Genomic DNA, 26720 nt, shown 5'->3' with positions numbered 1-26720 from the left:
TTTATTCGCTTACAAGCTGCAAGTACCCTTTATTGATTTATACCTTCATTTGCGGCCTTGAGAACCGCTTCCTTAAACTGATTACCACGATCTTCGTAGTTTTTAAACAAATCAAAGCTCGCACAAGCCGGAGAAAGCAGGACAACATCTCCGGGTACGGCCCAAAGTAATGATTGCTTAATGAGGTCATGTATATCCTGTGTTTCTGTAATCTGCGGAATTTTACCGGTATAATAATCGATGAGTTTCCGGTTATCTTTTCCCAGACAAATCAGTGCTTTTACTTTTTGTTTTACCGGCTCGTCAAGCTGGCTATAGTCATTGCCCTTATCCTGGCCACCTGCAATCCAGATTGTTGGGGCAGTCATGCTTTCAAGGGCATAATACACCGAATCAACATTGGTCGCTTTGGAGTCATTGATGAACTGAACTCCGTCAATTGTTGCCACCGGTTCCAGACGATGTGCAGCATTTTTAAAGCTAAGCAAGCCTTCTGCAATCGTCTCCGGTGCTACTCCGGCCGTTAATGCTGCCAGAGAGGCCGCCAGCATATTAATAACATTGTGTTTACCCTTTAGCGGCAATGTTTTTAGATCAATTGATACTGGGTTGCCACCTGCTGACGCAAGTAACTGCTCTCCGGCCATATAGCCGCCGGTAGTAAGCGCCTTTGTCAGCGAAACGGGTAATGTATTCACCTCAACAGAACGCTCAGCCAGCCCTTCAGTAATCACCGTACTATCCTCAAAGTAGATAAAGTGATCTTTCGGGGACATATTTTGCAGAATACGGAATTTTGAATTCACGTAATTCCGGAAGTTATACCCATACCGATCCAGGTGATCAGGCGTAATATTCAATAAAACTGCGGTATGCAGGTGAGTTTCAAACATCCCGTCCAGTTGAAAACTACTCAGCTCAAGAACGTAATAATCGAACTGATCATCGATCACCTGTTTCGCAAAGCTATCGCCGATATTACCGGCTAAACCTACATTCAATCCTGCTTCCTTCAAAAGATGGTACGTCAGCAGCGTCGTTGTCGTTTTTCCGTTGCTGCCTGTGATCCCAATCAGACGGGCATGGGTATAGCGGGCGGCAAATTCTATTTCGGATATAACCGGAACACCTGCCTGCAGCAGTTCAACCACCAGTGGTACCGTATCCGGTATACCCGGGCTTTTTACCACAACATCAGCTTCCAGGATACGGTCTTTGGTATGGGTACCTTCTTCAAAATCAATGGAGGCTTGTTGTAATGTAAGCTTATAGGAATCTTTCAGCAGGCCCCGATCGGATAAAAAAACGCTGTAGCCTTTTGCTTTTCCCAGCAAGGCCGAACCGACTCCGCTTTCTCCGCCACCCAGAATTACTAATTTCTGCTTTTCCATACCTGACTATGCTGTACACCGATGAATTAATAATCGCCAAATAGCTGTTTATGCTAAATGCGCACCAAAATTAATGTAAATAAAAAAGCCCCATCGCAAAGAAGGGGCTTTTATCATGAAGTAATTAATACTATTATTTCGGGTCCATCGAGTTTGAGAGCCTCATTTTGTTGGCGGCCTTTACAATCAGGAAAATTACCCAGGCCAGAATAACAAACTGAATCACCTGGTTCAGGAAATTACCATACCGTATAGCAACCTCGGCCTGGCCATCTGCGGCGTCTTTCAGAACAACCTTTAACTCGCTGAAATCAACCTTACCTAAGATCAGGCCCAGGATAGGATTAATAACGTCTTCAACCAATGAATTCACAATTTTTCCGAAAGCCGCACCAATGATAACACCGACGGCCAGATCAAGCACATTACCCTGTGCCATGAATGTACGAAACTCCTTAAGCATAGTTTTTCAAGGTTTTAAGTTACTATGGAATAGATTGTAAGTTATACACTTATAAATATGTATACAACTTCGGCACTATTTTTTTCGGAACGTACTAATGTTGTAAGAGAGCCCTATAGCCAGCGTTTGCTGTATTTGAAGTTTAGTGGCAAAGTCTTTATCGTACAGTAAAATCAAACCAAATGTTGTACTTAAATACTTACTCACTTTAGCTGTCAGGACAGCATCCAGACGATGATCAATCGCATTCAGTTGCTTATAGTTGGCATACAGCTGATAACGGGCATTAATACTCACATTTTCACCCAGCTTTTTACTTACTGCAGCCTGTAACTGCAGCGCCAGCCACTCGATCCGTGTTGTTTTACCCGGATTCACGCCATATGCAACTACATTCGGATCTTTTACATAAACGCCGTTCACTTCTTTAATCCGGACATCCGGATCATTGACGATGGTAAACCGGGGCGAGAAAGGGCTCAATCGAAGCGAAAACCAGTCATTAGGCCGGAAAGCTACACCCCATGCAAAGGTGATCTGTGCAGGTGCCAGAAAATTAGACACTAACAGGCGCTTCTGATCGCCGGGAAGTTTGTCATACCGATAGCCAGGCGCAAAAAAGGTATTGAAGGTACCCGAGCCGAAAATATCCATTTTCTTAGATACTTTATGACCTAAAACAGAGTTTACGAAAACCTGATCGGCTGCCTTCCGGGTGTCGCCACGCTGCGTCACATAGCCAAGCTGTAAGTCTGCAGTATTGTCCCATGAGGTACGCCCTTTCTCATATAATGCACGGGCATTCATAACCATGCCCAGGGCAACTGAATTGACACCGCCTCCGACCCAGTTACTAAAGGATGCCTGGTTAAAGTTGACACCACCAGTAAAGGACTTCTGCCAGTAGGTAGTATCCTTTCTGACGCTCACTGTATCAGCAAAATTAGTCGTTACTACGGGCGAAGTCTGAGCGTTGGCAAGTGATGTAAAAGCAAGTGTAAGTAGTGTAATGGGCAGGTAGAAAAGTTTCATTTTAAGCAATCGGGTCAGTTACGTTCGTTGGTGGATCAGGAAATATATCAACCCGTTTTGACTGGAGTGCCTGAAGCGGAAAAACGGACGTTGATACATCAGTCCGCAGGGTAATTGATGTATTGTCCATTTTAACAATTACTCCTTTGACATCATCAATCTGAATGGTCTGGCCTTCCTGAAATTTATTTTTAGAGTAGAATGATGACAAAATATTTGCCATAACATCCCTGGATGCGTAGCCGTATCCGGCAGCGAAAGCAAATATGATTCCGCCAATCAATAAATTAAAGCTGGATTCGAGTAATTCCGTATTAATTCCGGCCTGGCCAAGTGAACTGATAATAGTAATAATCAGGAAAAAGAAAAAAACAATCATGCCAAGTAATTTACCGGACGCAATTTTAAAGGTCTGGCAAAGCGATACAACTGCCTTTTTCATAGCATCAGCAACCAGGACGCCAATCTGAAGCATGATTGCCGCAGCAATAACTTTGGGAATAAAATTTACCAGCGACAGGACCATATCCGAAATGGCTTTAACCCCTAAGGTTTCGGTTGCCGCAGTAATGAATACCAGCAAGATAAAGTAATACAGTACTTTAGCAACTAGCTCACTAAGTTTGATTTCAGTCTGTAATTGTTTGATAAAATCAATTTCATTCAGCTTGTCACCGATTTTATCAAAACCAATACGCCCTAGTATATTTTTGACAACAATTGACGTTACTCTGGCTACCAAAACACCGATTAACAGCACAACACCGGCACCAATCAGTTTCGGGACAAAATTGATAAACTGATTAATCAAAGTACGGAAGGTATTGATTAAAATTTCAGTCAGATTAGGCAGTTTATCCATTACGCAGGCGTTTGAGTGATTAATCTTCCAGAGGATTCGTCAAAGCAGATAAAACGCCAAAGAGGTCACCGGCATACAACTCAACTACCTGCAAAGCATTTCTGATCAAATCTATTTCAGAAATGATTTCTGTTTTCAAATGGGCAGGACAGCTATCGTCCGATTCGAGCTGTTTAAAAACGTTTTCTATCATTTTAAAACCATCGTACCGGAAACTTAGCCGAAATCCATCTCAGTGCTACTAAAATTCCAAACACAACGCTTTCCAGGTACCGTTTTTTAAGTTTGTCTTTTGCACGCTTCAGGCGCATTTTGACAGCACTATCGGTAAGATTCAGGATTTCGGCCATATCACGGATCGTGACATCATCCTGATACTTGAGCATCAACAGGCTCCGTTCTTCAGTTGTCATTTTCTCCATAGCTTTCCGTAACCCCTGAATAGACATTTCTGAAAAGTCAAGTTCATCGTCATCATCGCTGAAATTCAGCAGATGTTCATGATCGTCATCTACCAGGACTTCTACGTTTTTCTTGCTTCTGACATGGTCCATACAGTGATTATACGTCACTGAATAGAGCCACGTTGAAAACCTCGACTGTTCCTTAAAGCCACCTAACTTGACGATCAGCTTCAGAAAAATATCGTGCGTGAAATCTTCGGCCCGCGCAGGGTCTTTAGTAAATGATAAGCACTTGCGATAAACCTTATCACAATAGCGGCTGTACAGGACCTCGAAATATTGATTTCGCTGTGTCTCTACGTACAATTTTACGAGTTCTTCGTCAGTGTATGCTTTCATAGGACAAGTTCTCCTATAAGACAAGAATTTATATAAAAAGTAACGCCATGCTTATGTATTCTTTTCAGAATTATTAAAAATATAAAAATTTATCTACTTCATATATTCATACGCCAAAAAGAAAGCCCGGACTGCTGTGCAGTCCGGGCTTTCAATACTATAAGGGAGTCGTTCCGGCTTAACCGATAGCAACACGTTTAAACACAGAAACTGTCAGCCCTTTGGTCGTTTTGTCAAGTAACTGAGCAATTGTCAATGAGTTATCCTTAACAAATTCCTGATTTAACAAGGTATTTTCCTTGTAGAATTTGTTCAGTTTACCCATAGCAATTTTTTCCAGCATAGCTTCCGGTTTACCTTCAGCACGTGCCTGCTCTTTACCGATTTCGATTTCGCGGCTGATGATGCTGGCATCAACACCGTCTTTATCGATAGCAACCGGCTTCATGGCAGCTACCTGCATCGCTACATCGCGGCCAACTTCTGAAACGTCGGTACCGTTTGTATTAACAAGGCCAACCAGTACACCTAATTTGCCGTTTGAGTGGATATAAGCTACAACCTGATCAGCTGTAACAACTTCAAACGACACGATATCGATTTTCTCACCGATTTTACCCATCAAATCCGTGATGTGATCCTGCAATGTACGGCCGTCTGCCTGAGCAACAGCTAACAGTGCGTCTTTTGTAGTTGCGCCTGATGCAGCAGCTGATTCCAGTGTAGCTTTTGCCAGTGTCTGGAAGTCGGCAACTTTTGAAACCGGTTCAGTTTCGCAAGCCAGAGCGACAACGATACCGCTCTTACCATCTTCGCTTACCTGTGCCAGAACGGCACCTTCTGCAGTTGCATTGTCAGCACGCTTGTCAGCGATTTTCTGACCTTGCTTACGCAGAATCTCTTTTGCTTTTTCGAAATCGCCGTCTGCTTCGGTCAGAGCCTTCTTACAGTCCATCATACCGGCTCCGGTTTCTTGCCGAAGTTTGTTAACGTCTGCTGCGGTGATTGCCATATTAAGTTTTATAAATAAATAAATTGTCGAAATTAACAATAAGCCAACAATAGGCTTTAAATTATAATGGAATAGCCCATAGCGGCTGGCTACGGGCTATTCTCAGAAGTTTTACGATAGAATGTTCATTTACAGAAAACGAAACACTACCGGTAAACTCAGATTATTCTCCCTGCTCAGTAGCTACAGGTTCTGAACCTTCAGAAGCTTCAGCTACAGGTTGAGCAGCTTGACGAACATCTTCAGCACGCTTTGCTTCTTCTTCTTCCTGCAAACGCTGATCGTCTTTATCCTGCTTACGTTCCATAAGACCTTCTTCGATAGCCTTACCCATAGCAAGAGTGATCAGAGCGATTGACTTATAAGCATCGTCGTTAGCCGGGATCGGGAAATCAACCATATCCGGATTCGAGTTCGTATCGCACATTGCAAATACCGGGATGCCCAGGCGCTTAGCTTCTGCAACAGCAATATGTTCCCGCTTCACGTCAACAATAAACAGTGCTGCCGGTAAACGAGTCAGGTCAGTAATACCGCCCAATACACGCTCCAGCTTATCTTTTTCGCGAGTCAGCGTTAAAAGTTCGCGCTTGGCAATGTTACCTGCCGTTGCTTCATCTTTCAACATTTTCTCAATAGTCTGCAACTTCTTCAACGACTTGCGGATCGTCGCGAAGTTAGTCAGCATACCACCTAACCAGCGATCCGTAACGAATGGCATTTTCAGACGACGTGCTTCTTCAGCAACGATCTCCTGAGCTTGCTTTTTCGTAGCCACAAACATCACTTTACGGCCCGAACGAACAATACCACGGATAGCATTCTGAGCTTCCTGCAGGCTCGCGAGAGTTTTATTCAAGTCAATGATATGGATACCGTTCTTCTCCATGAAGATGTACGGAGCCATACGAGGATCCCACTTACGCGTAAGGTGACCGAAGTGCACACCAGCGTCGAGTAGGTCTTTATATTCCACTTGTGCCATTTTCTGTTAGTGAAATTGATTTTTTGAAATTTGGTTACGCAGCACCGCCCGTCGGCAACATCTAAGGGCAGTCTGGACGACTTTAAAATAATTAATTCAGAATGAGCAGAATAATCCGGCCCGAGAATGAGACCGTTTGCCCATTCCGGTGATTAACGTTTAGAGAACTGGAACCGCCGGCGAGCCTTGGCACGACCGTATTTTTTCCGTTCAACCATACGTGAATCCCGTGTCAGGAAGCCTTCTTTCTTCAGGGCAGGACGGAACTCAGCGTTTACTTCGCACAGAGCCCGTGAGATTGCCATACGAGTGGCTTCAGCCTGACCGGTAACACCACCGCCACGAACGTTTACTTTCACGTCGTAAGCGCCCATACCGTTAACTGTAGCAAACGGCTGGTTGGTGATGATCTGCAGAACTTCTGATGGGAAATACTGTTTGTAGTCTTTCCCGTTTACCGTGATGGCTCCGTTACCAGCTGTCATGTATACACGTGACACGGCTGTTTTCCGGCGGCCAATGGCATTAATTCTTTCCATGTGTTTTGCGCCTGTTAGAATTTAATTTCTTTAGGTTGCTGAGCTGCATGCGGGTGTTCGCCACCAGCATAAACATACAGGTTTGTGAACAACCGGCGGCCTAAACGGTTTTTAGGCAACATGCCACGGATGGCGTGCTCAAGAACACGCTCCGGATGTTTTTCCAACAGCAGGCGCGGCGTCGCAAAACGCTGACCACCAGGGTAGCCAGTGTGACGTACGTACACTTTGTCTGTCAGTTTCTTGCCGGTCAGACGAATCTTGTCAGCATTGATAATGATCACGTTGTCTCCGCAGTCAACGTGTGGTGTAAAATTCGGCTTGTGTTTGCCGCGAATCATGAAGGCAACCTGGCTGGCCAGCCGACCCAGCACTTGTCCTTCTGCGTCAATCACAACCCAGTCTTTTTGCACCGTCTCTTTGTTAGCGGAGATGGTTTTATAACTGAGTGTATTCACTGTTTGTATTGATAATTGGTTGATTTCGAATTAATTGCTAAGAGCAATCCGTCCCCGCCCAAAAACGGGAGTGCAAATATAGAGGTTATCGTGCTGAGAAACAACTAATTTCAACTTTTTCAGTTATGGATTGTTGTTACACCAAAGAACCAGTAACTTCTTCGCCGATATGGAATTTGGAAAAACCACCAATCTGGACGCTGTAAGCCCCATACTTCCGCCCGATCCGGCATTTAATACCAGGATATGGACAGCAGTCGAACGGGCCGGTCATCCTGAGGTTTTCATCGGAGGTCCGGTCTGGGCAAACAAGCAATACGTTGGTAAAATTTATCCTTCTACCGCTAAAGAGAAGGATTTTTTACACCATTATGTGCAGCAGTTTAATACCATTGAGCTGAATCTCACCCATTACCAGATTCCGACGGAAGGCATGCTTGAGAAATGGAAAACAGAAGCCGGTACGTCGCCTTTCCGGTCCGGATTCACGTTTTGCCCTAAATTTCCGCAGTCGATCAGCCATGAACGTATGCTGCTCGCGACGGAATTTATCACCGAAGAATTTGTTAATGCCATTCTTGCGCTCGAACAGTTTCTGGGCATGTCTTTCCTGCAGTTGCCACCGGCTTTTTCGCCGGAAAAATGGCCGGTACTGGCTAATTACCTGAAGCATCTGCCCGATGAACTGAATGTCGCGGTCGAATTCAGGCATCCCGACTGGTTTAAACACACGGAAATCTGGCAGTCAACGCTCGAAAAACTACATGGTTTACACCGGCATGTTGTCATTACCGATGTTGCCGGTCGGCGCGACGTGCTGCACATGGGTCTGAGCAGTCCGGTCCTCACGCTGCGTTTCATTGCCAATGAAGGGCATGAATCTGATTATTCGCGAACTGATGCGTGGATTCAGCGGTTAAAGACATGGTTTGACAAGGGATTGCAGACGGCCTATATCTTTGTTCACGGAGGTGGCGATGACAACGATACCGCCCCGGAACTGATCCGGTACTGGGTGCGCGGGCTGAACAAACATTGTGGCCTATCCCTAAAAGAACCAACTTTACAACCGCAAGTGATTCAGGGGAATCTGTTCTGAACAACATTTCTCTGTAATATAGGTTAACTTTTTGCCGCGTAGATCAGGTCTCCGCGGCTTTTGGTGCGTTCGTTATCACATTAACCAAAGGTATTTTGAAACCGGAAGAATTAATCGGGCTTTATTCCGACGACAGCTTTATTCAGCTCCTTGCCGAACCGCTGCTACATCGTGCCGGAGAGCCTATGCGGTTACAGATAAAGGGCTTAGTTGGTAGTATTGATGCTGTTCTGGCCTCGGCAATCGGCAACCTGACAACTGGCAGTCAGCTGTTTATTTTAAATGACCGTGACGAAGCTGCTTATTTTTATAACGACTTACAGAACCTGACGGGGAAGGATGTGTTGCTTTTTCCGATGTCCTATAAAAAGCCCTATCAATACGAAGAAGTTGAAAATGCAAATGTGTTGATGCGGGCCGAAGTCCTGAATAAGCTTAACTCAACAGCCACCAAAAACCTGTTTATTGTTACGTATCCGGAGGCCTTGTCGGAAAAAGTAATTAACAAGCGTTCACTTCAGGCAAATACCTTAACCATCCGTGTTGGCGACCGGCTTGATACTAACTTTGTATCAGAACTGTTGCAGGACTACGAATTCGAGAAAACAGATTTTGTCTACGAAGCCGGCCAGTTTTCACTGCGGGGCGGGATCATCGACGTGTTTTCCTTTGCCTCCGAATTTCCGGTCCGCATTGATTTATTTGACGATGAAGTGGAAAGCATCCGCTTTTTCAGCCCTGAAACGCAGTTATCCACAACCAACGTCGACTTTATCAACATTATTCCCAACATTCAGACTAAACTGATTCAGGAAAGCCGTGAACCCTTCCTCGACTTTTTACCGGAAAATACGGTTGTCTGGCTGAAAGATGTGGATTTCACGCTCGACATTGTGGATAAGTGCTTTGAGAAAGCCGAGCAAAGCTTTGAAGCGGTGGTGGCCGGTAGCGGTGGTGTAAAGATCGTTTCTGATCCTAATCAGCTTTTTGAGACCCGCCGCTCAGTGTTGAATCAGCTTAAACAGTTTACAACGGTTGAATTCGGGCGTAAGTTTTACTTTAAAACCGAAACTAAACAGCTCTATCAGGCTAAAGCCCAGCCTTCCTTTAACAAGGATTTCAAACGGCTTGTCGAAAACCTGGCTGAAAATCAATCGAAAGGCTTTACCAACATTATTGCAGCCGAGTCTTTCAAGCAGTTGGAACGATTACGGATGATTTTTGAAGAACTGGATCCGTTTGTCAGATTTCAGCCGATGAACATAGGTCTCCGTGAAGGCTTCATTGATGAATCCCTCAAAATAGCCTGCTTTACTGATCACCAGATTTTTGACCGCTATTTCAAGTACCGCGTTCAGGATAAATTCTCCAAATCAAAAGCACTTACACTCAGAGAGTTAAAAACACTACAGGCTGGTGACTATGTGACTCATATTGACCATGGTATCGGTCGGTTTGCCGGTCTGGAGAAAGTAGACGTTGGTGGTAAGATGCAGGAAGCAATCCGTCTGATTTACCGCGATAATGATGTGTTGCTGGTCAGTATTCACAGCTTGCATAAAATTGCCAAATATAGCGGCAAGGAGGGCGGACCGCCAACCATGAGCAAACTGGGCTCTCAGGAATGGGAACTCAAAAAATCACGCGTTAAGAAGCAGGTCAAAGACATTGCCAAGGAGCTTATCTCGCTCTACTCAAAACGTCGTCAGGCGCCCGGGTATGCGTTCAGCCGCGACAGCTTTCTGCAGGCCGAGCTCGAATCTTCCTTTATCTACGAAGACACACCGGATCAGGCCAAAGCTACAGCGGATGTAAAGGTTGATATGGAACAACCTCACCCGATGGACCGGCTTGTATGCGGTGACGTTGGTTTTGGTAAGACTGAAGTAGCCATACGCGCGGCATTTAAAGCTGTTTCGGACAATAAGCAGGTTGCGGTTCTGGTGCCAACTACCATTCTGGCCATGCAGCACTACCGGACGTTCTCCGAGCGCTTGTCTGACTTTCCCGTTAAGATTGAATACATCAACCGGTTCCGGACGACCGGTCAGATCAAAGATATTCTGAAAGGAACGGCTGCCGGTGAAATCGGCATTTTGATTGGCACGCACCGTATTGTAAATAAGGATATTAAGTTCAAAGACCTGGGCCTGCTTATTATTGATGAAGAGCAGAAATTTGGTGTTAAAACCAAAGACCGGCTTAAGGAAATGCGCGTTGAAGTAGATGTCCTGACGCTGACCGCCACGCCGATTCCGAGAACATTGCATTTCTCATTGATGGGTGCCCGCGACTTATCCGTTATTGCCACCCCTCCGCCAAACCGCCAGCCTGTAACCACAGAAGTGCATACCTTCAGCGAAACGACTGTTCGTGATGCGATCAGCTATGAGCTGCGGCGGGGAGGTCAGGTATTTTTCGTCCATAACCGCGTCGGTGATATTGAGTCAATCGGTAATCTGATTTTGCGGCTGGTGCCCGATGCCCGTGTTTGTGTGGCCCACGGACAGATGGAAGGCGAAAAGCTGGAAAAAGTCATGACCCGCTTTATTGAAGGCGAGTACGACGTTCTGGTGTCTACTAATATTATTGAGTCGGGGCTGGATATTCCCAACGCCAATACCATCCTGATTAATTCAGCACACATGTTTGGTATGTCAGATCTCCACCAGATGCGGGGTAGGGTAGGGCGTTCAAACCGCAAGGCGTTCTGTTATTTACTGACACCTCCTCAGTCGTCTCTTACCTCGGATGCCCGTAAGCGGCTGCAAACACTGGAAGATTTTTCTGATTTAGGGGAGGGCTTCAAAATAGCGATGCGTGACCTTGACATCCGTGGGGCAGGTAACCTGCTGGGTGCCGAACAAAGCGGCTTCATTAACGATCTGGGCTACGAAATGTACCATAAGATTCTGGACGAAGCCGTACAGGAACTGCGCGAAAACGAGTTTAAAGACCTATTTTTACCGGATTCGAATCCGTTCAAAGCGGCTGTGCCGGATACGGTTATTGAAACCGATTTACAGGTTGTTATACCGGAGAAATATGTATCGAATATATCAGAACGTTTGTCGTTATATACTCGGTTAGATAATATCAAAAATAAGGAAGAGCTGGCAGCATTCCGTAAGGAAGTCGAAGATCGTTTCGGCCCGCTGCCGGAAGAAGTTGAAAACCTGATTAAGATGGTGAACGTTAGGTGGAAAGCTGAAAGCCTTTACCTCGAAAAACTAACACTGAAGAATAATATCCTGAAGGGGTACTTCGTTTCTTCCGAGAATGGTTCCGGAACAGCAGAACGTTTCTTTCAGTCAGAGCAGTTTGGCAAAGTTATTGATTACATCAAGCTGAATCCGCTCAGGTGTTCGCTGAAAGACGTGAAAAACCGGCTTATTTTTACACACAGCAATGTTTCGTCCGTTATACAAATGGATGAAGTGCTGACAGCATTAACGGATTAGTTATCAATATTACATACTTTTGCAATTCCGACTTACACAGATACAGCGATGATTAAAACGTATCACTTGCAACGAGCGGCTTATGTCCTGCTGGCTACCTTGGCACTAGCAGCTTGTAGTAAACAAAAACACCCGACCAGCGTGAAGCCAGGAAAGAAGAGTACGGCTACGGGTATAGCATACAACCAGAAAGAAGGATTTCAGGTAAAATCGTTCAAAGCGCCTAATGGTGGGCCTAACCTGGTTTTCATCGAAGGTGGCCGTTTTACAATGGGTGCTTTGGAAGAGGATGTAATGAACACCCGCGACAACCGCGAGCGGACAGTCAGTGTTCAGTCCTTCTACATGGATGAAACAGAAATGGCAAACGTACACTACTTAGAATACCTTGACGCGCTCAAGCGCGACTCGTCTGAGGAAGTTGTCCGTGCGGCATTGCCCGATACAACAGTCTGGGCTAATCCGCTCTCGTTTAATGACTCGTATGTAACGCAATATTTACGCTACCCTGCTTTCCGTTATTATCCTGTTGTTGGTGTTTCATGGGTTCAGGCCAATGACTATGCTGCATGGCGGACAAATGCTGTTAATACAGAGTTAGCTAAAGGTGGTACCAGCACTAAGAAAAAAGGCGGCGGATTCTCGCTGAAACGTAAGTCTAAGAAAGACGATGCAGCGGCGGCGGCTGTTGCTGAGGCTTCATCTGCCCCTGCGCGTCCGGGCATTGAAAGCGGCCTGATTCTTCCTGAATATCGTCTGCCGACAGAAGCAGAATGGGAATATGCAGCAAAGGCTATGATTGGCACCCAGTATGTTGATGAAAATCAGGCTAACCAGCGTATTTACCCATGGGATGGATCATCGATCCGAAATCCGAAGAAAGGGCGTAAGCAAGGCCAGATGTTAGCCAACTTTAAGCGTGGCCGTGGTGACTACGCCGGTATCGCCGGTCGCTCAAATGATGGCGCCATTATCACCCAGGAAATCTGGGAATATCCGGCCAACGACTTTGGTCTTTATAACATGGCAGGTAACGTAAACGAGTGGGTATATGACGTTTACCGTCCGCTGTCATTCAGTGATGTGAGTGATTTGAACCCAATCCGCCGGAATGGTTATCTGGACGAAGCCAAAAACTATAACACGAAAGAGTCACTGATTAATGATAAACTTCGTGTGTATAAAGGCGGCTCGTGGAATGACGTTGCTTACTGGTTATCACCAGGTACGCGTCGTTTCCTTGACCAGGATTCAGCAACTGCCTCAATCGGCTTCCGTTGCGCTATGATCGGTCTGGGACGTAACAAGTAATTAAGTTCTTTTTTACAGGAAGCGGCTGTTCTGATCCGGAACAGCCGCTTTTTATTTTGTTATTGCCAGAGTAATTACGGCAACAGATGCACACCCTGCCTGTAGCAGAGTTTGAGCGCAGGCCTCCAGCGTTGCCCCGGTTGTCAGTACATCATCCACCAGTATAACCCGCTTTCCGGAAAGGCGGCTGTTATCCGTCACCGAGAATACAGTTCTTACGTTTTCCCAGCGCTCTACCTTACTCTTTTTCGTCTGAGATCCCTGAAAAGCATGGCGCTGGAGCAGGCTGGTTGAAAAGGGTATATTCAACGCATCAGAAAGCCCTTCAGCAATCCAGTCAGCCTGATTATAGCCCCGCTGTTTTAAACGGCTTTTGTGCAAAGGTACCCCAACCAGTAAATCGGTTTCCAGTATCAGATCCGACTCATCTTTCAGCCTGTTTCCGTACCAGAATCCTAACTGCCGGGCCGTCTCCTTTTTTCCCCGGTATTTGATCTGATGGATCAGTTTTTGTGCAATGCCTCCTTTAGTAAAATACAGATAGGAAACTGAAAAATCGACGGGCACTTTTCCGGTAAATTTGGTTATAACAAGAGGCGTACTATGCAGATTTGTTTCGGGTAATTTTAACCGGCATGAAATACAAAGCAACGCTTCGCCTGTTTCCAGCGTCTTTTGACAGGCAAGACAGGAACATGGTAAAAGCAGATCAATAAAATCAATTAGTACCCGGCGTAGTAATCGAATCATACAAAATATTCGTTATTAATTGACTTATATGTTGTAACTTAGAGAGTCTATGGATACATCTCACGAACTGACGGCTAACTCATTAGACGAAAACTGGGAAGATTTGATAGGGCATCTGGAAAAATTTGTCGGCAAGCGTCCGGCTGATCTTAATGGTGTCTTATTTTTAATTGGCATGCAGGAGCTTGGCCGCGGACCTAAACGTTTTTCCAAAGAACAAAAACAAGATTTGCTTCATATTGCTATCTGTAGTGTTCTGAGCCTTCAGGGCTATTATCAGTTTGATGGATTTGATCTGGATGGGTGGCCGCAATATTCCTTACAAAAGCCACTTCCGCTGAATGACTTGTTAGCGCAGGAGGCATTTCTAAAGGAGCATGTTATTTCTTATTTCCAGCATCATCAGCTAATCTGAGCCTGTTTACCTATACACCTTTGACAACCGTTTTTTTATATGGAGTCTTACAATATTCTGCTGCAACGGATCGAAGAATATAAAAAACGCTTTTACTTAAATCAGCTGGTAAAAGGAAGCTTATTCTTCTTTGCCATTTTAGGTACCTTATATCTGCTCATAAACACGGCCGAATTTGTCGGGCGGTTTAGTTCAACAGGGCGTGGCGTCTTATTCTTTTCCTTTGTGCTGACGACTTTTGTCAGCCTTTTCCTTTTTATCATAAAGCCGTTGCTCAGCCTCTACGGGCTCCGGAAATCACTGACGGATGATGAAGCCGCTGCTCAGATCGGTCGTTTTTTTCCTGAAGTGGGCGATAAGCTGCTGAATACACTTCAGCTGCGCCGGATTAGTCTTTCTGAAAGTGATCTTCTTCAGGCCAGCTTACAGCAAAGATCTCAGCAACTGCTGATAAATCGTTTTGCTAACGCAATACAGATTGATAAAAACCGGCAGTTTTTAAAATATGCCGTTCCGCCGCTTGCGTTAATTCTTTTTATTTTTCTGGTGAATCCGGCTTTTTTTTCAAAACCATCTGCACGGATTGTCAACTACAATAAAGAGTTTGCCGAAGAAGCACCGTTTAAATTTGTGATTCAGAATAAGTCGATGAAAGCCTTCCGTAATGAAGATTTTCCGCTGACGGTAAAGCTCACCGGCGATGCCCTACCCCAATCTGTTTACCTGGTTGCCAATGGTACACGCTTTAAACTTGAACAAACGAACGGACTTTACCATTACACGTTTGACAATGTTCAGCGCGATCTGGATTTTCATCTGGAGGCATCCGGGTTTAATTCAGACCAATATACATTATCGCTGATTGACCGGCCGGCCGTGCTCAATTTTGATGTTAAGCTCACTTACCCGGCTTACCTCAACAAACCAGCAGAACAATTGTCGAACGTTGGTAATCTTCTGGTACCGCAAGGCACTGTTATTGACTGGAATTTTACGGCGGACCATACTGACTCCCTAGGCTTGCGGTTCAATTCAGAATCGATTACCGCCTGGACTAAATCAGCCGAGACCAATGAGTTTGCCATCTCACGCCGCGTTATGCAGAATGCGGTTTATACTGTTTCTCTGAAAAATAAGGAAGTCGCTACACCGTCTAATATACAATACAATATCCAGGTTATTCCTGATCGTATTCCGACAATCTCAATTGAGCGGGTTCAGGATACAGTTACGTATAATTACATAGCGCTGTCAGGTTTAATTTCGGACGATTATGGCTTTACAAAGCTTAAACTCAATTACCGTATACAGAAAGGAGGTAAATTTTCGCCTTTGTATTCAAAAGACATTCCTGTCAACAGAAATACAACATCGCAGAATTACTCTTACAACTGGTACCTTGATAGTTTACAGCTGGGACAGGAAGACCGGATTGAATACTTCGTTCAGGTTTGGGATAACGATGGTGTCAACGGCCCGAAATCAGCGCGTTCAAATCCGCTGAATTTTGCGATCCCGTCTAACAGCGAGGTACAAAAGCAAATTGATGAGTCAGCGAAGAAGACTGAACAGCAGATTGACGAAGCGCTCAGTAAGACGCAAAATATTAAAAAGGAGCTGAATCAGATGGAAGACCGGTTGAGGACGAAGAAAACTTCCGACTTCCAGGACAAAAAGCAACTCAATGAAGTACTGCAAAAGCGGGAAGAGTTGTTGAAGGAAATTCAGCAGTTGCAGGAGCAATTCCAGAAAACGAATGATACACAACAGCGCTTTAACCAGAAAGATCAGCAGCTACAGGAAAAAATGCAGCAGTTGCAGAAGCTCTTTAATGAACTGTTAGATCCTGAATCAAAAAAGCTGTATGATGAGCTGAAGCAGCTTCTTGAACGCAAACAGGATGATAAAGCATCAGAGATGCTGGATCGCCTGAGCCGCAAAGAACGCAACATGGAACGGGATTTAGAGCGTGCTCTCAAATTATTTAAGCAAATGCAGCTAGAGCAAAAAATCTCAAACACAATGGAAGAGCTTGAAAAACAAGCTCAGCAACAGGAGAAAGAAGCTCAGGAGAACAATAAAGCAGACGAAAAAAATAACAAAGACGGTAAGCAGGATAAGCAGGACGGTAAACAAGATAACCAAGACGGCAAACAGGACAACAAAGACGGCAAGCAGGATAAGCAGGACGGCAACGAAAAGACTGATCTGGAACAGCAGAAGAAAGATCAGGAAAAAGCAATGGAAGATTTTAAGAAACTCCAGGAGCAACTTAAAGACATCCAGAAACAAGCCGAGAAGGATAACCTTAAAATGCCGGATCAACAGCAGGATGAGCAGCAAAACATCGAACAACAGATGCAGGATGCCAAGCAGCAGTTGAATCAGAAGAAAAGCAAGAATGCATCATCATCGCAGAGTAAGACAGCGAAGGCTATGCGCAAGATGAAACAACAGATGCAGGAAGCAATGGAATCTGCGGAAATGGATGAAGCGCAGGAGAACATTGATGATTTGCGCAATATTCTGGAAAACCTGATTACACTGTCTTTTTCACAGGAGCGGATTATGAAGGATTTTAAAGGCATGACCTTGCAGGATCCGCGCGTTGTTAAGCTCTCTCAGGAGCAGCTTAAATTACAGGATGATGCTAAAGTAATTGAAGATAGCTTGAACGCATTAGCAAGCCGTGTGGTCCAGATCCAGTCTTTTGTAACCAGAGAGGTTAATAATATGAAAGGCTATATGGATGAAAGTGTGCTTCAGATCCGTGAACGCCGGCTCAATCAGGCGGCCTCTAAGCAACAGTATGCCATGACATCAATGAATAATCTATCCTTGATGCTGAGCGATGCGTTGAAAAATATGCAGCAGCAGATGAACGCAATGGCTATGCCGGGCGCTAGCGGTAAAGGTAAGAAAGGCCAGAAGCCGGATGGGGACATGGGAGAGATGCAGAAGAAATTGAATGGCAGAATGCAGAAACTTCAGCAAGGTGGCCAATCGGGCCGTGCTTTATCAGAAGAACTTTCGCGTTTAGCTGCTGAGCAGGCGATGATCCGTAATATGCTGAAACAGCTTCAGGAAAAGAACAAAGGCACTGAGGCGGGTAAGCAGATGGACAAGCAGGTGAATGAGTTAATGGAAAAGATGGATGAAACGGAAACAGATCTCGTGAATAAGCGTGTCAATCAGAATACAATCAATCGTCAGAATGAAATCATGGTTCGGTTGCTGGAATCTGAGAAAGCCTTGAAGCAGCAGGAAGAGGATCCGAAAAGACAGGCTGAGACCGCAAAATCATCAAAACGCAGTACGCCTCCGTTTTTTGACTCATTAACGAATAAACAACAGGTTAAACAAGTTGAAGTGTTACGTTCGGTAACTCCGAATTACAATTCTTTCTATAAAAAGGAAGCTAATCAATACTTGCAAAAAGTATCTAAGTAATTGATCATTAGCTTTTTTCAAAAGGTGCTACATTATGTGTGGCACCTTTTTTTTATACCTGTTGTTCCTCATAAGTTCTTTTATTTTCCACGAATTCACCAACTTTGCAAAAGTTTCCACGTGAAACATTTTACAAAATTCGCAAAAATGTTCGCTTCATACGATATAATAGTAGTAGGTGCAGGGCATGCAGGGTGTGAGGCAGCACATGCAGCAGGCGCAATGGGCTCTAAGGTATTGCTGATCACAATGAATATGCAAACCATAGCGCAGATGTCCTGCAATCCTGCAATGGGGGGAGTCGCTAAAGGGCAGATTGTTCGGGAGGTCGACGCACTGGGTGGTATGTCAGGTATCATAAGTGATAAGAGCATGATTCAGTTCAGAATGCTGAATCGCTCAAAAGGCCCGGCCATGTGGAGTCCGCGTTGTCAAAGTGACCGTATGGTGTTTGCCAATGAATGGCGAATGGCACTGGAACAAAATGTGAATGTTGATTTCTGGCAGGATACAGTCAATGAAATACTCGTTGACAAAGGACAGGTCACAGGTGTAAAAACGAGCATGGGCATTACGTTCCACGCAAAAGCAGTTGTGCTGACAAACGGGACATTCCTGAACGGACGGATTTTCATCGGTGAAAAAGTATTTGGGGGTGGGAGGACTGCGGAGAAATCAGCTACTGGTTTAACCGAGCAATTGATTACGCTTGGTTTTGAATCAGGGCGTATGAAAACCGGTACACCTCCGCGGGTTGACGGCCGCAGCCTCAACTATGCAGCTATGGAGGAACAGAAAGGAGATGAAAATCCTGACAAGTTTTCGTATATGGATACACCTGCGTTAACAAAACAGCGGAGTTGCTGGATCACGTATACAGATCAGCAGGTGCATGATATACTTAAAACCGGTTTTGAAAAATCGCCGATGTTTACAGGCCGCATCAAAGGCCTTGGTCCAAGGTACTGTCCGTCTATAGAAGATAAAATCAATCGGTTTGCCGATAAAGACAGGCATCAGATTTTTGTAGAACCGGAAGGCTGGGATACTGTAGAAGTTTATGTGAATGGATTTTCAACATCTCTGCCGGAAGATGTTCAATATGAAGCATTGCGTAAAATCGCCGGATTTGAACAGGTAAAAATGTTTCGTCCGGGTTATGCAGTCGAATATGATTTTTTCCCGCCAACCCAATTAACGAATACACTTGAAACGAAACTGGTCCACAATCTCTTCTTTGCAGGACAGATAAACGGAACCACCGGATACGAAGAAGCAGCCTGCCAGGGACTTATTGCCGGTATCAACGCGCATCAGAACGTAACAGAAAAGGATCCGTTTACCATTTCCCGGTCTGAAGGATATATCGGTGTACTGATCGATGACCTGATTACAAAAGGTACAGAAGAGCCCTATCGTATGTTTACGTCGAGAGCAGAATACCGAACGCTTCTCCGGCAGGATAATGCAGACCTCCGGCTAACAGAAAAAGGGTATGCTATCGGATTAGCCAGCGAAGAGCGTTATCAGAAATTGCAGGACAAACGTACATTGGTAGCCAATCTGATTGATGATATCAAAGTAACAAAAGTTAAACCCGACGAAATCAATGACTGGCTATCGACAAAAAGCAGTACAGCAATCCGGGAAAAAAGTCCGTTGTATACACTGATTAAACGACCGGAGATTGGATTCGATGATGTAACAGAGCTATTGAAATGGCTACCGGAAAATGAACGTTATATCGAAGTACCACAAAAGGCCGTTGAACAGGTAGCAATTGAAATCAAATACGAAGACTATCTGAACCGTGAAAGGCTAAATGCGGAAAAGATCACTAAATGGGAGGGACTGGAAATCAATCCTGCTTTTGATTATGACCGGATACACGCCTTGTCGTTTGAAGGAAGAGATAAATTGAAACGTTTGCGGCCGGCTACTATCGGGCAGGCGATGCGGATAAGTGGTGTCAGCCCATCTGATATTTCCATTCTTCTGGTGTACATGGGCCGGTAATTTTAAAACTGACAATCCCCTGATAACGGGAACAGCACCTGTTATCAGGGGATTTTTGTAACATATCGATTTAACCTTTTATGAGTACAGAAACCCTAACGGCATGTCCGGTTTGCGGATCCGGTAAACTCCGCAACTTTATTACCTGTAAAGATTATCTGGTCAGCCACACAGATTTCGACATTCAGGAATGCACGCAGTGCAACTTTCGTTTCACCAACCCAAGACCAGACCAACAATCTATTGGCCGTTTTTACAAATCGGAACAATATGTTTCTCACAACGACGAAAGCAAAGGACTCATAAATTTTTTATACCGTACAGTCCGGCAGTATACCCTGAAAGGAAAAGTAAATCTGATTCACGAGTTAAATAAAGGAACAGGCAGCATTCTGGATATCGGATGTGGAACAGGCAGTTTTTTAGAAGCCTGCCAACACAGCGGATGGACTATTCAGGGAATTGAACCTGATGCAGATGCCCGCAGTGTTGCAGCAGCGCGGTTAAACAGTAGGGTAGGGGAGAGCTTGCAGCAGTTAGATTCAACTCAGAAATTTGATGTCATTACGATGTGGCACGTACTGGAACACGTTGCTGAGCTTGATCAGGCAGCCGCGCGGTTAAAGCAATTGTTGAAGCCGGAAGGTACGTTAATCATAGCTGTACCAAATAATGCATCAGCAGATGCTGTTTATTATAAAGAGCACTGGGCAGCATATGACGTCCCACGACACCTGCATCATTTCACTCCCGCTACGATTAAACAGCTAATGGCTAAACATGCCCTAACCCTGAAAGAGCAGCGGCCAATGTATTTTGACTCCTTCTATATTGCCATGCTCAGTACTAAATATCGGGATGGCCGTACCAATCTGATTGAGAGTTTCTGGCAAGGCATGAAATCTAACAGGGCAGCCCGCAAGTCCGGTAATTACTCCAGCGTGATTTACATATTCCGTCATTAAGGCATAACTGTGTGCTGTGATGCCTGCCCTTTACTTATCCACGCCTGAGAACTCATTTAGCGTTTCTGGATAAAAGGTCAATGTAAAATAAAAAAAGTGAAAATTTTCTGTGGATAAGGCTGTGTATAACTCCGGATTGACCGTGGATAACTATAATCTTAACCATGGTCAGAATGTGAATAACTTTATAGATATTCACTTTTTGACTTATCCACATTGGGCTGTCGGGAAAAACGACAATTCATAAACATAGAAGACACACGTTATACGCATAGGTCAATTGTGGATCTTCTAACCTGGTGGATTTGTTAATAAAAAAACCGGCAAAATGTGGACAACATGTTAATTCACTTAAAAACAAGCAATTATAAGTGGATAGCTTACGTGGAAAAAGGGGATAACTATGTTGATTACTATTTGTTAAATGTGTATAATGTGTGCATAGTCAAGTAATTCACATTTCCACACAGCTAAATCTTATAATAACGTTATTTAAAAAAGATATTTATAAAATGAAAAATAGGGTTGTTAATAATCTGTTAGGATTGTTGATGCTTGTGGGTGGAGCAGCAGCAGGGCAGTCTGTGTCGGATGAGCTGGCAAATGAGTATTACAAGAAAGAGGAGTATGCAAAAGCAGCTGTGGAATACGCAAAGGTGCTTAAAGAAAAAACGAGCTGGCCGGTCGGGTTTCGTTATGTGAATAGTTTGTTGAAAACAAAGCGTGACGAAGAGGCATTGAAATTCCTGAAGAAGCAAACCCGTTCCGACGAAGTAAACGCACCAATCTTTGAAGTCCTGACCGGAATGGTCTATAATCAGCAGGGGGACACAACCGAAACGCAAAAGCATTTTCAGGCAGGCCTGGATCTGGCAAAAAAATCACAGGTAAAGCTGGAGCAGGTAACTATCGCATTTAACGACATCGGCGAAAGCCGGTGGGCAATTAAAGCGCTTGAAATGGCCCGCACGCAAAGTGGTAACCCAAATGCCTACAATGAAGAACTATCGAAGCTTTACCGGGGAGCGGGTCAAACGGAGAAATGGATCAATGAATTGATTTCACTGAACCGGCAGATTGACAAAAAGGAAGTCGTCTTAGCCGGATTACAGGGGCTTATTAATTCAAAAGAAGAAGAGTTACTGGAAAAAGTCCTGTATAGCCGGATACAGCAGGAGCCCATGGAGCTTGGACATAGCGAGCTGTTGACATGGTACTTCGTTCAGAAACAAAAATTCAGCAGGGCGTTATTGCAGGAAAAAGCGACTGATAAGCGGCTTAAGCTGAACGGAAGCCGGGTTTATGATTTAGGGGTAATCGCGCTCAACAACAAAGAATATAAGACGGCTGCCGATGCATTTGACTATGTAGCCACGACTTATCCACAGGGGCAATTATATGCATTTGCCCGGCGGATGGTCATTAATGCACGGGAGGAGCAGGTTAAAAACACGTATCCTGTGGATAAATCAGAAATACGTAAGCTGATTACAGATTATCAGAAAATGCTTCAGGAGGTAGGTACAAGTGCTAAAACATTGGAGGCACTACGAAGTACGGCTAATCTGTACGCGAACTACCTGGACGAAAAAGACACGGCGTTAACCGTCCTGGATCTGACGATCAACTTAAGCAAAGGCGATAAAAACTTCATAGACCGGTGTAAAATTGATAAGGGAGATGTATATCTGCTGAAGGCAGAACCGTGGGAAGCAACGCTGCTCTATGCACAGGTGGAAAAATCGCAGAAGGAAGAGCCACTAGGGCACGAGGCCAAGCTGAAAAATGCCAAACTGCATTACTATAGCGGAAACTTTGCCGTGGCAAAAGACATTCTGGACATCCTTAAACTGGCTACATCGCGGGAGATCGCAAATGACGCTGGATCCCTGAGTCTTCTGATTCTGGATAACACAGGTCTGGACAGCAATGAAACGGCACTTCGTGAATATGCTGCTATTGAACTGATGTTATTTCAGAACAAAACAGAGGAAGCTGTGGATAACCTGTCAGAAATGTTGAAAAAGTATCAGAATCACATGCTTGCTGATGAAATCCTGTGGTTACGTGCCAATACGTATTTCAAACAAGGTAAAACGGATGAGGGACTGGAAGATCTGAAGCAACTGTTAAGTCAGTATGCGCAGGATATACTTGGCGATGATGCTCTGTTCCTGCAGGCAAAAATCATTGAAGAGCGTAAAAAGGACAAAGCTGCGGCGATGGCGTTGTACCAGAAGTTATTGACTGACTATCCGGCTAGTATTTATGGGGCTGAAGCCAGAAAGCGGTTCAGAGCACTACGGGGCGATGTATTGAATTAACAAAAAGGCCGGAGAGTAAGTCTCCGGCCTTTTTGTTATAAAGTAGCAGAAAAGGCTTCTCTAAAGCTTTCGTAATCCGGATCAATCAAAAATGATTTTTTTTCCCTCGCTGATAAAACAGCCAGACGTTCAGGAACATCAACCTCTATACCTAACACTTGCTCAACAAGTGGTTTAAATTTAGAAGGATGGGCTGTAGCCAAAGCAATATGATAGAAGTCTTCGTTCGTCTGCTTTTTGTCTTCCTGAGCCCCCATAATGCCGATAGCAGTATGCGGACAGGCGACATAACCATATCGGGCATAGATTTGCTGCATGCCTGCTTCTGTGGCAGCATCATCAAAATAATAACCTTTAACCTGCCGGGAAACATTGTCAAACTGATCGCCGTATAAGTGTGTCAGACGCACAAAATTACTTGGGCTACCGACATCCATTGCATTGGAGATGGTGGCAACAGACTCTTTAGGCTGATACGCTCCGGTATGCAGATAATCAGGAACAACATGATTCAGGTTTGTTGCCGCGATAAAGTGATGTACAGGCAAACCCATACGCTGCGCTAAAACACCGGCGCTGAGGTTACCGAAATTTCCGCTTGGTGTCGAAAATACAATTGGTTTACCAACGTGCTTTGACTGGCCGTAAGCACTCACATAGTAAAAACTTTGCGGGATTAACCGGAATATATTGATAGAATTGGCTGATGAAAGCGCAACGCGGTCGGTCAGGGTAGGATCGAGGAACGCCTGCTTGACAATTGCCTGACAATCATCAAATGAGCCTTTGACTTCAAAAGCCTGAACATTGCCGCCTAACGTAGTCAGCTGTTTTTCCTGCAGATCGCTGACACGGCCATTAGGATATAAAATGGAAACCCGTACGCCCGGAACATTATGAAAGCCCATCGCAACTGCTCCGCCGGTGTCGCCGGATGTTGCAACAAGAATATGGACCTCCTTATCCGTTTTACCGGAAAAGTAAGACATTAAGCTAGCCATGAAACGGGCTCCGACATCCTTGAAAGCAAGAGAAGGACCATGAAATAGCTCCAGAACCCCCAGATTTTTTTCTGTAAGATTGATAACCGGTGTTTCAAACGGAAAGGCCTGATGAGTTATTTGCTGAAGGTCAGCATCGGCTATTTCACCCGCGAAAAGCGACTTACAAATTTCGTAACCTACATCGGCAAGTGAACCACCTGCAATCTTATCAAAGAATGAAATGTCCTGATAAGGAATCGAAACAGGCATATAAAGGCCTTTATCCACAGGCATGCTGTGGAAAAGTGCTTGTTTTGTGGAAACCCTTGAAGAGTTATTATTCGTACTGTAAAACTGCATGATGATTGACTAAAACGCTGGCAAGTTACAGGAAATCACCCAAAAGCCCCTCTTGTAAAAGTAATTAGGTAGCGCCGGCGGCATAGCATAGTAATGAAAAAGTTAGAGGATGTACTAAATTTGAGAAAAAAAGCACTTCAGTTATGTCTTACGGAATCAGCAAAGTTCCAACGCCAGCAAACGAGCAAGTAAAAGAATACCGCCCCGGTTCACCGGAACGGGAAGCATTGAAGAGCGCGATCAACGAGTTGCGGGCAACAGAAGTTGACATCCCGATGTATATTGGCAGTGAGCAGGTATTTACCGGTAATAAAATCCGGTTATCGCCACCACACGATCACCAACATACACTCGGTTACTTTCATGAAGGTGACGCAACGCATGTCCATCAGGCAATTGATGCCGCACTGTCGGCCAGAGAAAGCTGGGCCAATTTATCGTGGGAAAACCGGGCGGCTATTTTTTTAAAAGCCGCTGAGTTAATCGCCGGACCCTATCGTGCTAAGATTAACGCTGCTACCATGCTGGGGCAGTCTAAAAACGCATACCAGGCCGAAATTGACTCTGCCTGTGAGCTGATCGATTTTCTGCGGTTTAATGTAAGCTACATGACGCAGATTTACCAGGAACAACCAAATTCATCACCCGGCATATGGAACCGGCTTGAATACCGTCCGCTGGAAGGATTTGTATTTGCATTGACACCATTCAACTTTACGGCTATTGCGGGGAATTTACCTACATCAGCTGCTTTGATGGGAAATGTTGCTGTGTGGAAACCCGCCTATACACAGGTATATTCCGCTCAGGTAATCATGGAAGTATTACAGAAAGCGGGATTGCCTGACGGTGTAATCAACCTTATCTATGTAGATGGTCCGGTAGCCGGTGACATCATATTCAGTCATCCTGACTTTGCCGGAATTCACTTTACGGGTAGTACAAAAGTGTTTCAGCAAATCTGGTCAACTATCGGTGCAAATATTCACCGGTATAAAACCTACCCGCGGATAGTTGGCGAAACAGGTGGAAAAGACTTTGTTTTAGTCCATAATTCAGCTGGTGTTGATGAAGTAGTTACCGGCTTATTGCGGGGGGCTTTCGAATATCAGGGGCAAAAGTGTTCAGCCGCTTCCAGAGCGTACATTCCGCAGTCGCTGTGGGCAGCAATAGAAAGTAAACTACAGGCACAGCTGGCAACGCTTAAAATGGGCGGTACTGAAGATTTCTCCAATTTCATAAATGCTGTCATTGACGAACGGTCGTTCCGGAAAATAGCCGCCTATATAGACGAAGCCAGGGCAAGTAAAGACGTTTCGGTCGTAGCAGGAGGAAATTATGACGACAGCATCGGTTATTTCATAGAGCCAACGGTTTTAAAAGTAGAGGACCCTGCCTATCGGACTATGTGCGAAGAAATATTCGGACCAGTGCTATCAGTGTATGTATATGATGACAATGCATTTGATGAGGTCCTGACTATTATCAATACTACATCCCCTTACGCATTGACAGGGTCAATCTTTGCGAAAGACCGGTATGTTGTAGAAAAGGTCACAAAAGCACTCGAAAACGCTGCCGGCAACTTCTATATTAATGACAAACCAACCGGTGCTGTAGTGGGTCAGCAACCATTTGGAGGGGCCAGAGCATCCGGAACGAACGATAAAGCGGGATCAATGTTAAATTTATTTCGGTGGATTTCGGCAAGAACAATTAAGGAAACGTTCTCTCCTCCAGTTAGTTACGAATATCCTTTCTTACAGGCCGAATAAAAATTTAACTTTTTTTTGGCAGAGGTATTGACAAACGTAAAAAATGCCCCTACCTTTGCAGTCCCAATCAACAACAACGGGCTAACAAACGGTTAGCCGCCATCCTGAAAAGGAACCAGTTCTTTGACGTATTGATATCAGTAATAAGCACTAAATTTGGCTAGAAAATTGTAATCTTCGGATTACGCAAATTATTTACGATGGAGAGTTTGATCCTGGCTCAGGATGAACGCTAGCGGCAGGCCTAATACATGCAAGTCGAACGG

At 44.7% G+C, this 26720-nt stretch carries 21 protein-coding genes and 1 rRNA gene; 10 read left to right on the top strand and 12 right to left on the bottom strand.

Annotated elements, in window-relative coordinates:
- Positions 1-29: 29 nt before the first annotated feature.
- From murD to rplM, 10 genes are all read right to left on the bottom strand, one after another.
- Entirely contained in the window at positions 30-1391 is a 1362-nt protein-coding gene (murD, locus tag AC23NW_RS18660) for a UDP-N-acetylmuramoyl-L-alanine--D-glutamate ligase (RefSeq protein ID WP_487451189.1), read from the bottom strand.
- Positions 1392-1524: 133 nt separating this feature from the next.
- A complete protein-coding gene (gene mscL, locus AC23NW_RS18655; RefSeq protein WP_487451187.1) occupies positions 1525-1854 on the bottom strand; it encodes a large-conductance mechanosensitive channel protein MscL in 330 nt (109 codons plus the stop codon).
- Between the two features lie 75 nt (positions 1855-1929).
- The gene (locus tag AC23NW_RS18650; protein ID WP_487451186.1) at positions 1930-2886 is read right to left on the bottom strand and encodes a DUF3078 domain-containing protein; all 957 of its coding nucleotides are present in this window, start codon (positions 2884-2886) and stop codon (positions 1930-1932) included.
- Between the two features lies 1 nt (position 2887).
- A complete protein-coding gene (locus AC23NW_RS18645; protein WP_487451185.1) occupies positions 2888-3748 on the bottom strand; it encodes a mechanosensitive ion channel family protein in 861 nt (286 codons plus the stop codon).
- 19 nt (positions 3749-3767) lie between these two features.
- Positions 3768-3941 (bottom strand): hypothetical protein, encoded by a 174-nt coding sequence (locus AC23NW_RS18640; protein WP_487451184.1) that lies wholly within the window; start codon positions 3939-3941, stop codon positions 3768-3770.
- 1 nt (position 3942) lies between these two features.
- Positions 3943-4551: an RNA polymerase sigma factor gene (locus AC23NW_RS18635; RefSeq protein WP_487451183.1), complete on the bottom strand. Its 609-nt coding sequence runs from the start codon at positions 4549-4551 to the stop codon at positions 3943-3945.
- Between the two features lie 178 nt (positions 4552-4729).
- Entirely contained in the window at positions 4730-5563 is an 834-nt protein-coding gene (gene tsf, locus AC23NW_RS18630) for a translation elongation factor Ts (RefSeq protein WP_293843655.1), read from the bottom strand.
- Between the two features lie 163 nt (positions 5564-5726).
- Positions 5727-6548 (bottom strand): 30S ribosomal protein S2, encoded by an 822-nt coding sequence (rpsB, locus tag AC23NW_RS18625; protein ID WP_487451182.1) that lies wholly within the window; start codon positions 6546-6548, stop codon positions 5727-5729.
- A 152-nt stretch (positions 6549-6700) separates the two neighbouring features.
- Positions 6701-7087 carry a 30S ribosomal protein S9 gene (gene rpsI / locus AC23NW_RS18620; protein WP_487451181.1) on the bottom strand — a complete coding sequence of 129 codons (387 nt, stop codon included), beginning with the start codon at positions 7085-7087 and terminating at the stop codon, positions 6701-6703.
- A gap of 14 nt (positions 7088-7101) precedes the next feature.
- The gene (gene rplM, locus AC23NW_RS18615; RefSeq protein WP_071505111.1) at positions 7102-7545 is read right to left on the bottom strand and encodes a 50S ribosomal protein L13; all 444 of its coding nucleotides are present in this window, start codon (positions 7543-7545) and stop codon (positions 7102-7104) included.
- A 169-nt stretch (positions 7546-7714) separates the two neighbouring features.
- Between rplM and AC23NW_RS18610 the strand changes: the two genes are divergently transcribed.
- The 3 genes from AC23NW_RS18610 to AC23NW_RS18600 all read left to right on the top strand — a co-directional run bounded on the left by AC23NW_RS18610 (position 7715) and on the right by AC23NW_RS18600 (position 13416).
- Entirely contained in the window at positions 7715-8644 is a 930-nt protein-coding gene (locus AC23NW_RS18610; RefSeq protein ID WP_487451180.1) for a DUF72 domain-containing protein, read from the top strand.
- Between the two features lie 95 nt (positions 8645-8739).
- Positions 8740-12105 carry a transcription-repair coupling factor gene (gene mfd, locus AC23NW_RS18605; protein WP_487451179.1) on the top strand — a complete coding sequence of 1122 codons (3366 nt, stop codon included), beginning with the start codon at positions 8740-8742 and terminating at the stop codon, positions 12103-12105.
- Positions 12106-12153: 48 nt separating this feature from the next.
- A complete protein-coding gene (locus AC23NW_RS18600; RefSeq protein ID WP_293843733.1) occupies positions 12154-13416 on the top strand; it encodes an SUMF1/EgtB/PvdO family nonheme iron enzyme in 1263 nt (420 codons plus the stop codon).
- Between the two features lie 51 nt (positions 13417-13467).
- On the opposite strand, the gene AC23NW_RS18595 is transcribed toward AC23NW_RS18600, so the two are convergent.
- Complete coding sequence (locus tag AC23NW_RS18595; protein WP_487451178.1) at positions 13468-14166, bottom strand: ComF family protein; 699 nt, start codon at positions 14164-14166, stop codon at positions 13468-13470.
- A gap of 49 nt (positions 14167-14215) precedes the next feature.
- Here AC23NW_RS18595 and AC23NW_RS18590 point away from each other — a divergent pair, with 49 nt between their 5' ends.
- From AC23NW_RS18590 to AC23NW_RS18570, 5 genes are all read left to right on the top strand, one after another.
- Positions 14216-14581 carry a hypothetical protein gene (locus AC23NW_RS18590; protein WP_487451177.1) on the top strand — a complete coding sequence of 122 codons (366 nt, stop codon included), beginning with the start codon at positions 14216-14218 and terminating at the stop codon, positions 14579-14581.
- A gap of 39 nt (positions 14582-14620) precedes the next feature.
- The gene (locus AC23NW_RS18585; protein WP_487451176.1) at positions 14621-18031 is read left to right on the top strand and encodes a DUF4175 family protein; all 3411 of its coding nucleotides are present in this window, start codon (positions 14621-14623) and stop codon (positions 18029-18031) included.
- 147 nt (positions 18032-18178) lie between these two features.
- Positions 18179-20047, top strand: a complete 1869-nt coding sequence (gene mnmG / locus AC23NW_RS18580; RefSeq protein ID WP_487451373.1) for a tRNA uridine-5-carboxymethylaminomethyl(34) synthesis enzyme MnmG — start codon at positions 18179-18181, stop codon at positions 20045-20047.
- Between the two features lie 80 nt (positions 20048-20127).
- A complete protein-coding gene (locus AC23NW_RS18575; RefSeq protein ID WP_487451175.1) occupies positions 20128-21012 on the top strand; it encodes a class I SAM-dependent methyltransferase in 885 nt (294 codons plus the stop codon).
- 512 nt (positions 21013-21524) lie between these two features.
- Positions 21525-23336, top strand: coding sequence for a tetratricopeptide repeat protein (locus AC23NW_RS18570; protein ID WP_487451174.1), 1812 nt, complete (start codon positions 21525-21527; stop codon positions 23334-23336).
- Positions 23337-23371: 35 nt separating this feature from the next.
- On the opposite strand, the gene thrC is transcribed toward AC23NW_RS18570, so the two are convergent.
- Complete coding sequence (thrC, locus tag AC23NW_RS18565; protein ID WP_487451173.1) at positions 23372-24679, bottom strand: threonine synthase; 1308 nt, start codon at positions 24677-24679, stop codon at positions 23372-23374.
- A 143-nt stretch (positions 24680-24822) separates the two neighbouring features.
- On the opposite strand from thrC, the gene pruA reads away from it, so the two are divergent.
- Together pruA and AC23NW_RS18555 are read left to right on the top strand one after the other, a co-directional pair.
- Entirely contained in the window at positions 24823-26454 is a 1632-nt protein-coding gene (gene pruA / locus AC23NW_RS18560) for an L-glutamate gamma-semialdehyde dehydrogenase (RefSeq protein WP_487451172.1), read from the top strand.
- Between the two features lie 197 nt (positions 26455-26651).
- Positions 26652-26720 (top strand): 16S ribosomal RNA (locus AC23NW_RS18555); the annotation flags it as partial.

The sequence above is a fragment of the Arsenicibacter sp. R0_47 genome (assembly GCF_057652235.1).
This window is presented reverse-complemented; position numbering and strand designations above follow the sequence as displayed.

Bases quoted from the DNA above. Each gene is read 5' to 3' on its own strand.
- AC23NW_RS18635 (WP_487451183.1), bottom strand. From the start codon at position 4,551: ATGAAAGCATACACTGACGAAGAACTCGTAAAATTGTACGTAGAGACA.
- AC23NW_RS18610 (WP_487451180.1), top strand. From the start codon at position 7,715: ATGGAATTTGGAAAAACCACCAATCTGGACGCTGTAAGCCCCATACTT.
- rpsI (WP_487451181.1), bottom strand. From the start codon at position 7,087: ATGGAAAGAATTAATGCCATTGGCCGCCGGAAAACAGCCGTGTCACGT.
- AC23NW_RS18640 (WP_487451184.1), bottom strand. From the start codon at position 3,941: ATGATAGAAAACGTTTTTAAACAGCTCGAATCGGACGATAGCTGTCCT.
- mnmG (WP_487451373.1), top strand. From the start codon at position 18,179: ATGTTCGCTTCATACGATATAATAGTAGTAGGTGCAGGGCATGCAGGG.
- AC23NW_RS18650 (WP_487451186.1), bottom strand. From the start codon at position 2,886: ATGAAACTTTTCTACCTGCCCATTACACTACTTACACTTGCTTTTACA.
- thrC (WP_487451173.1), bottom strand. From the start codon at position 24,679: ATGCAGTTTTACAGTACGAATAATAACTCTTCAAGGGTTTCCACAAAA.
- murD (WP_487451189.1), bottom strand. From the start codon at position 1,391: ATGGAAAAGCAGAAATTAGTAATTCTGGGTGGCGGAGAAAGCGGAGTC.
- AC23NW_RS18575 (WP_487451175.1), top strand. From the start codon at position 20,128: ATGAGTACAGAAACCCTAACGGCATGTCCGGTTTGCGGATCCGGTAAA.
- tsf (WP_293843655.1), bottom strand. From the start codon at position 5,563: ATGGCAATCACCGCAGCAGACGTTAACAAACTTCGGCAAGAAACCGGA.
- pruA (WP_487451172.1), top strand. From the start codon at position 24,823: ATGTCTTACGGAATCAGCAAAGTTCCAACGCCAGCAAACGAGCAAGTA.
- AC23NW_RS18590 (WP_487451177.1), top strand. From the start codon at position 14,216: ATGGATACATCTCACGAACTGACGGCTAACTCATTAGACGAAAACTGG.
- mscL (WP_487451187.1), bottom strand. From the start codon at position 1,854: ATGCTTAAGGAGTTTCGTACATTCATGGCACAGGGTAATGTGCTTGAT.
- AC23NW_RS18600 (WP_293843733.1), top strand. From the start codon at position 12,154: ATGATTAAAACGTATCACTTGCAACGAGCGGCTTATGTCCTGCTGGCT.
- AC23NW_RS18595 (WP_487451178.1), bottom strand. From the start codon at position 14,166: ATGATTCGATTACTACGCCGGGTACTAATTGATTTTATTGATCTGCTT.
- AC23NW_RS18585 (WP_487451176.1), top strand. From the start codon at position 14,621: ATGGAGTCTTACAATATTCTGCTGCAACGGATCGAAGAATATAAAAAA.
- AC23NW_RS18645 (WP_487451185.1), bottom strand. From the start codon at position 3,748: ATGGATAAACTGCCTAATCTGACTGAAATTTTAATCAATACCTTCCGT.
- rpsB (WP_487451182.1), bottom strand. From the start codon at position 6,548: ATGGCACAAGTGGAATATAAAGACCTACTCGACGCTGGTGTGCACTTC.
- AC23NW_RS18570 (WP_487451174.1), top strand. From the start codon at position 21,525: ATGAAAAATAGGGTTGTTAATAATCTGTTAGGATTGTTGATGCTTGTG.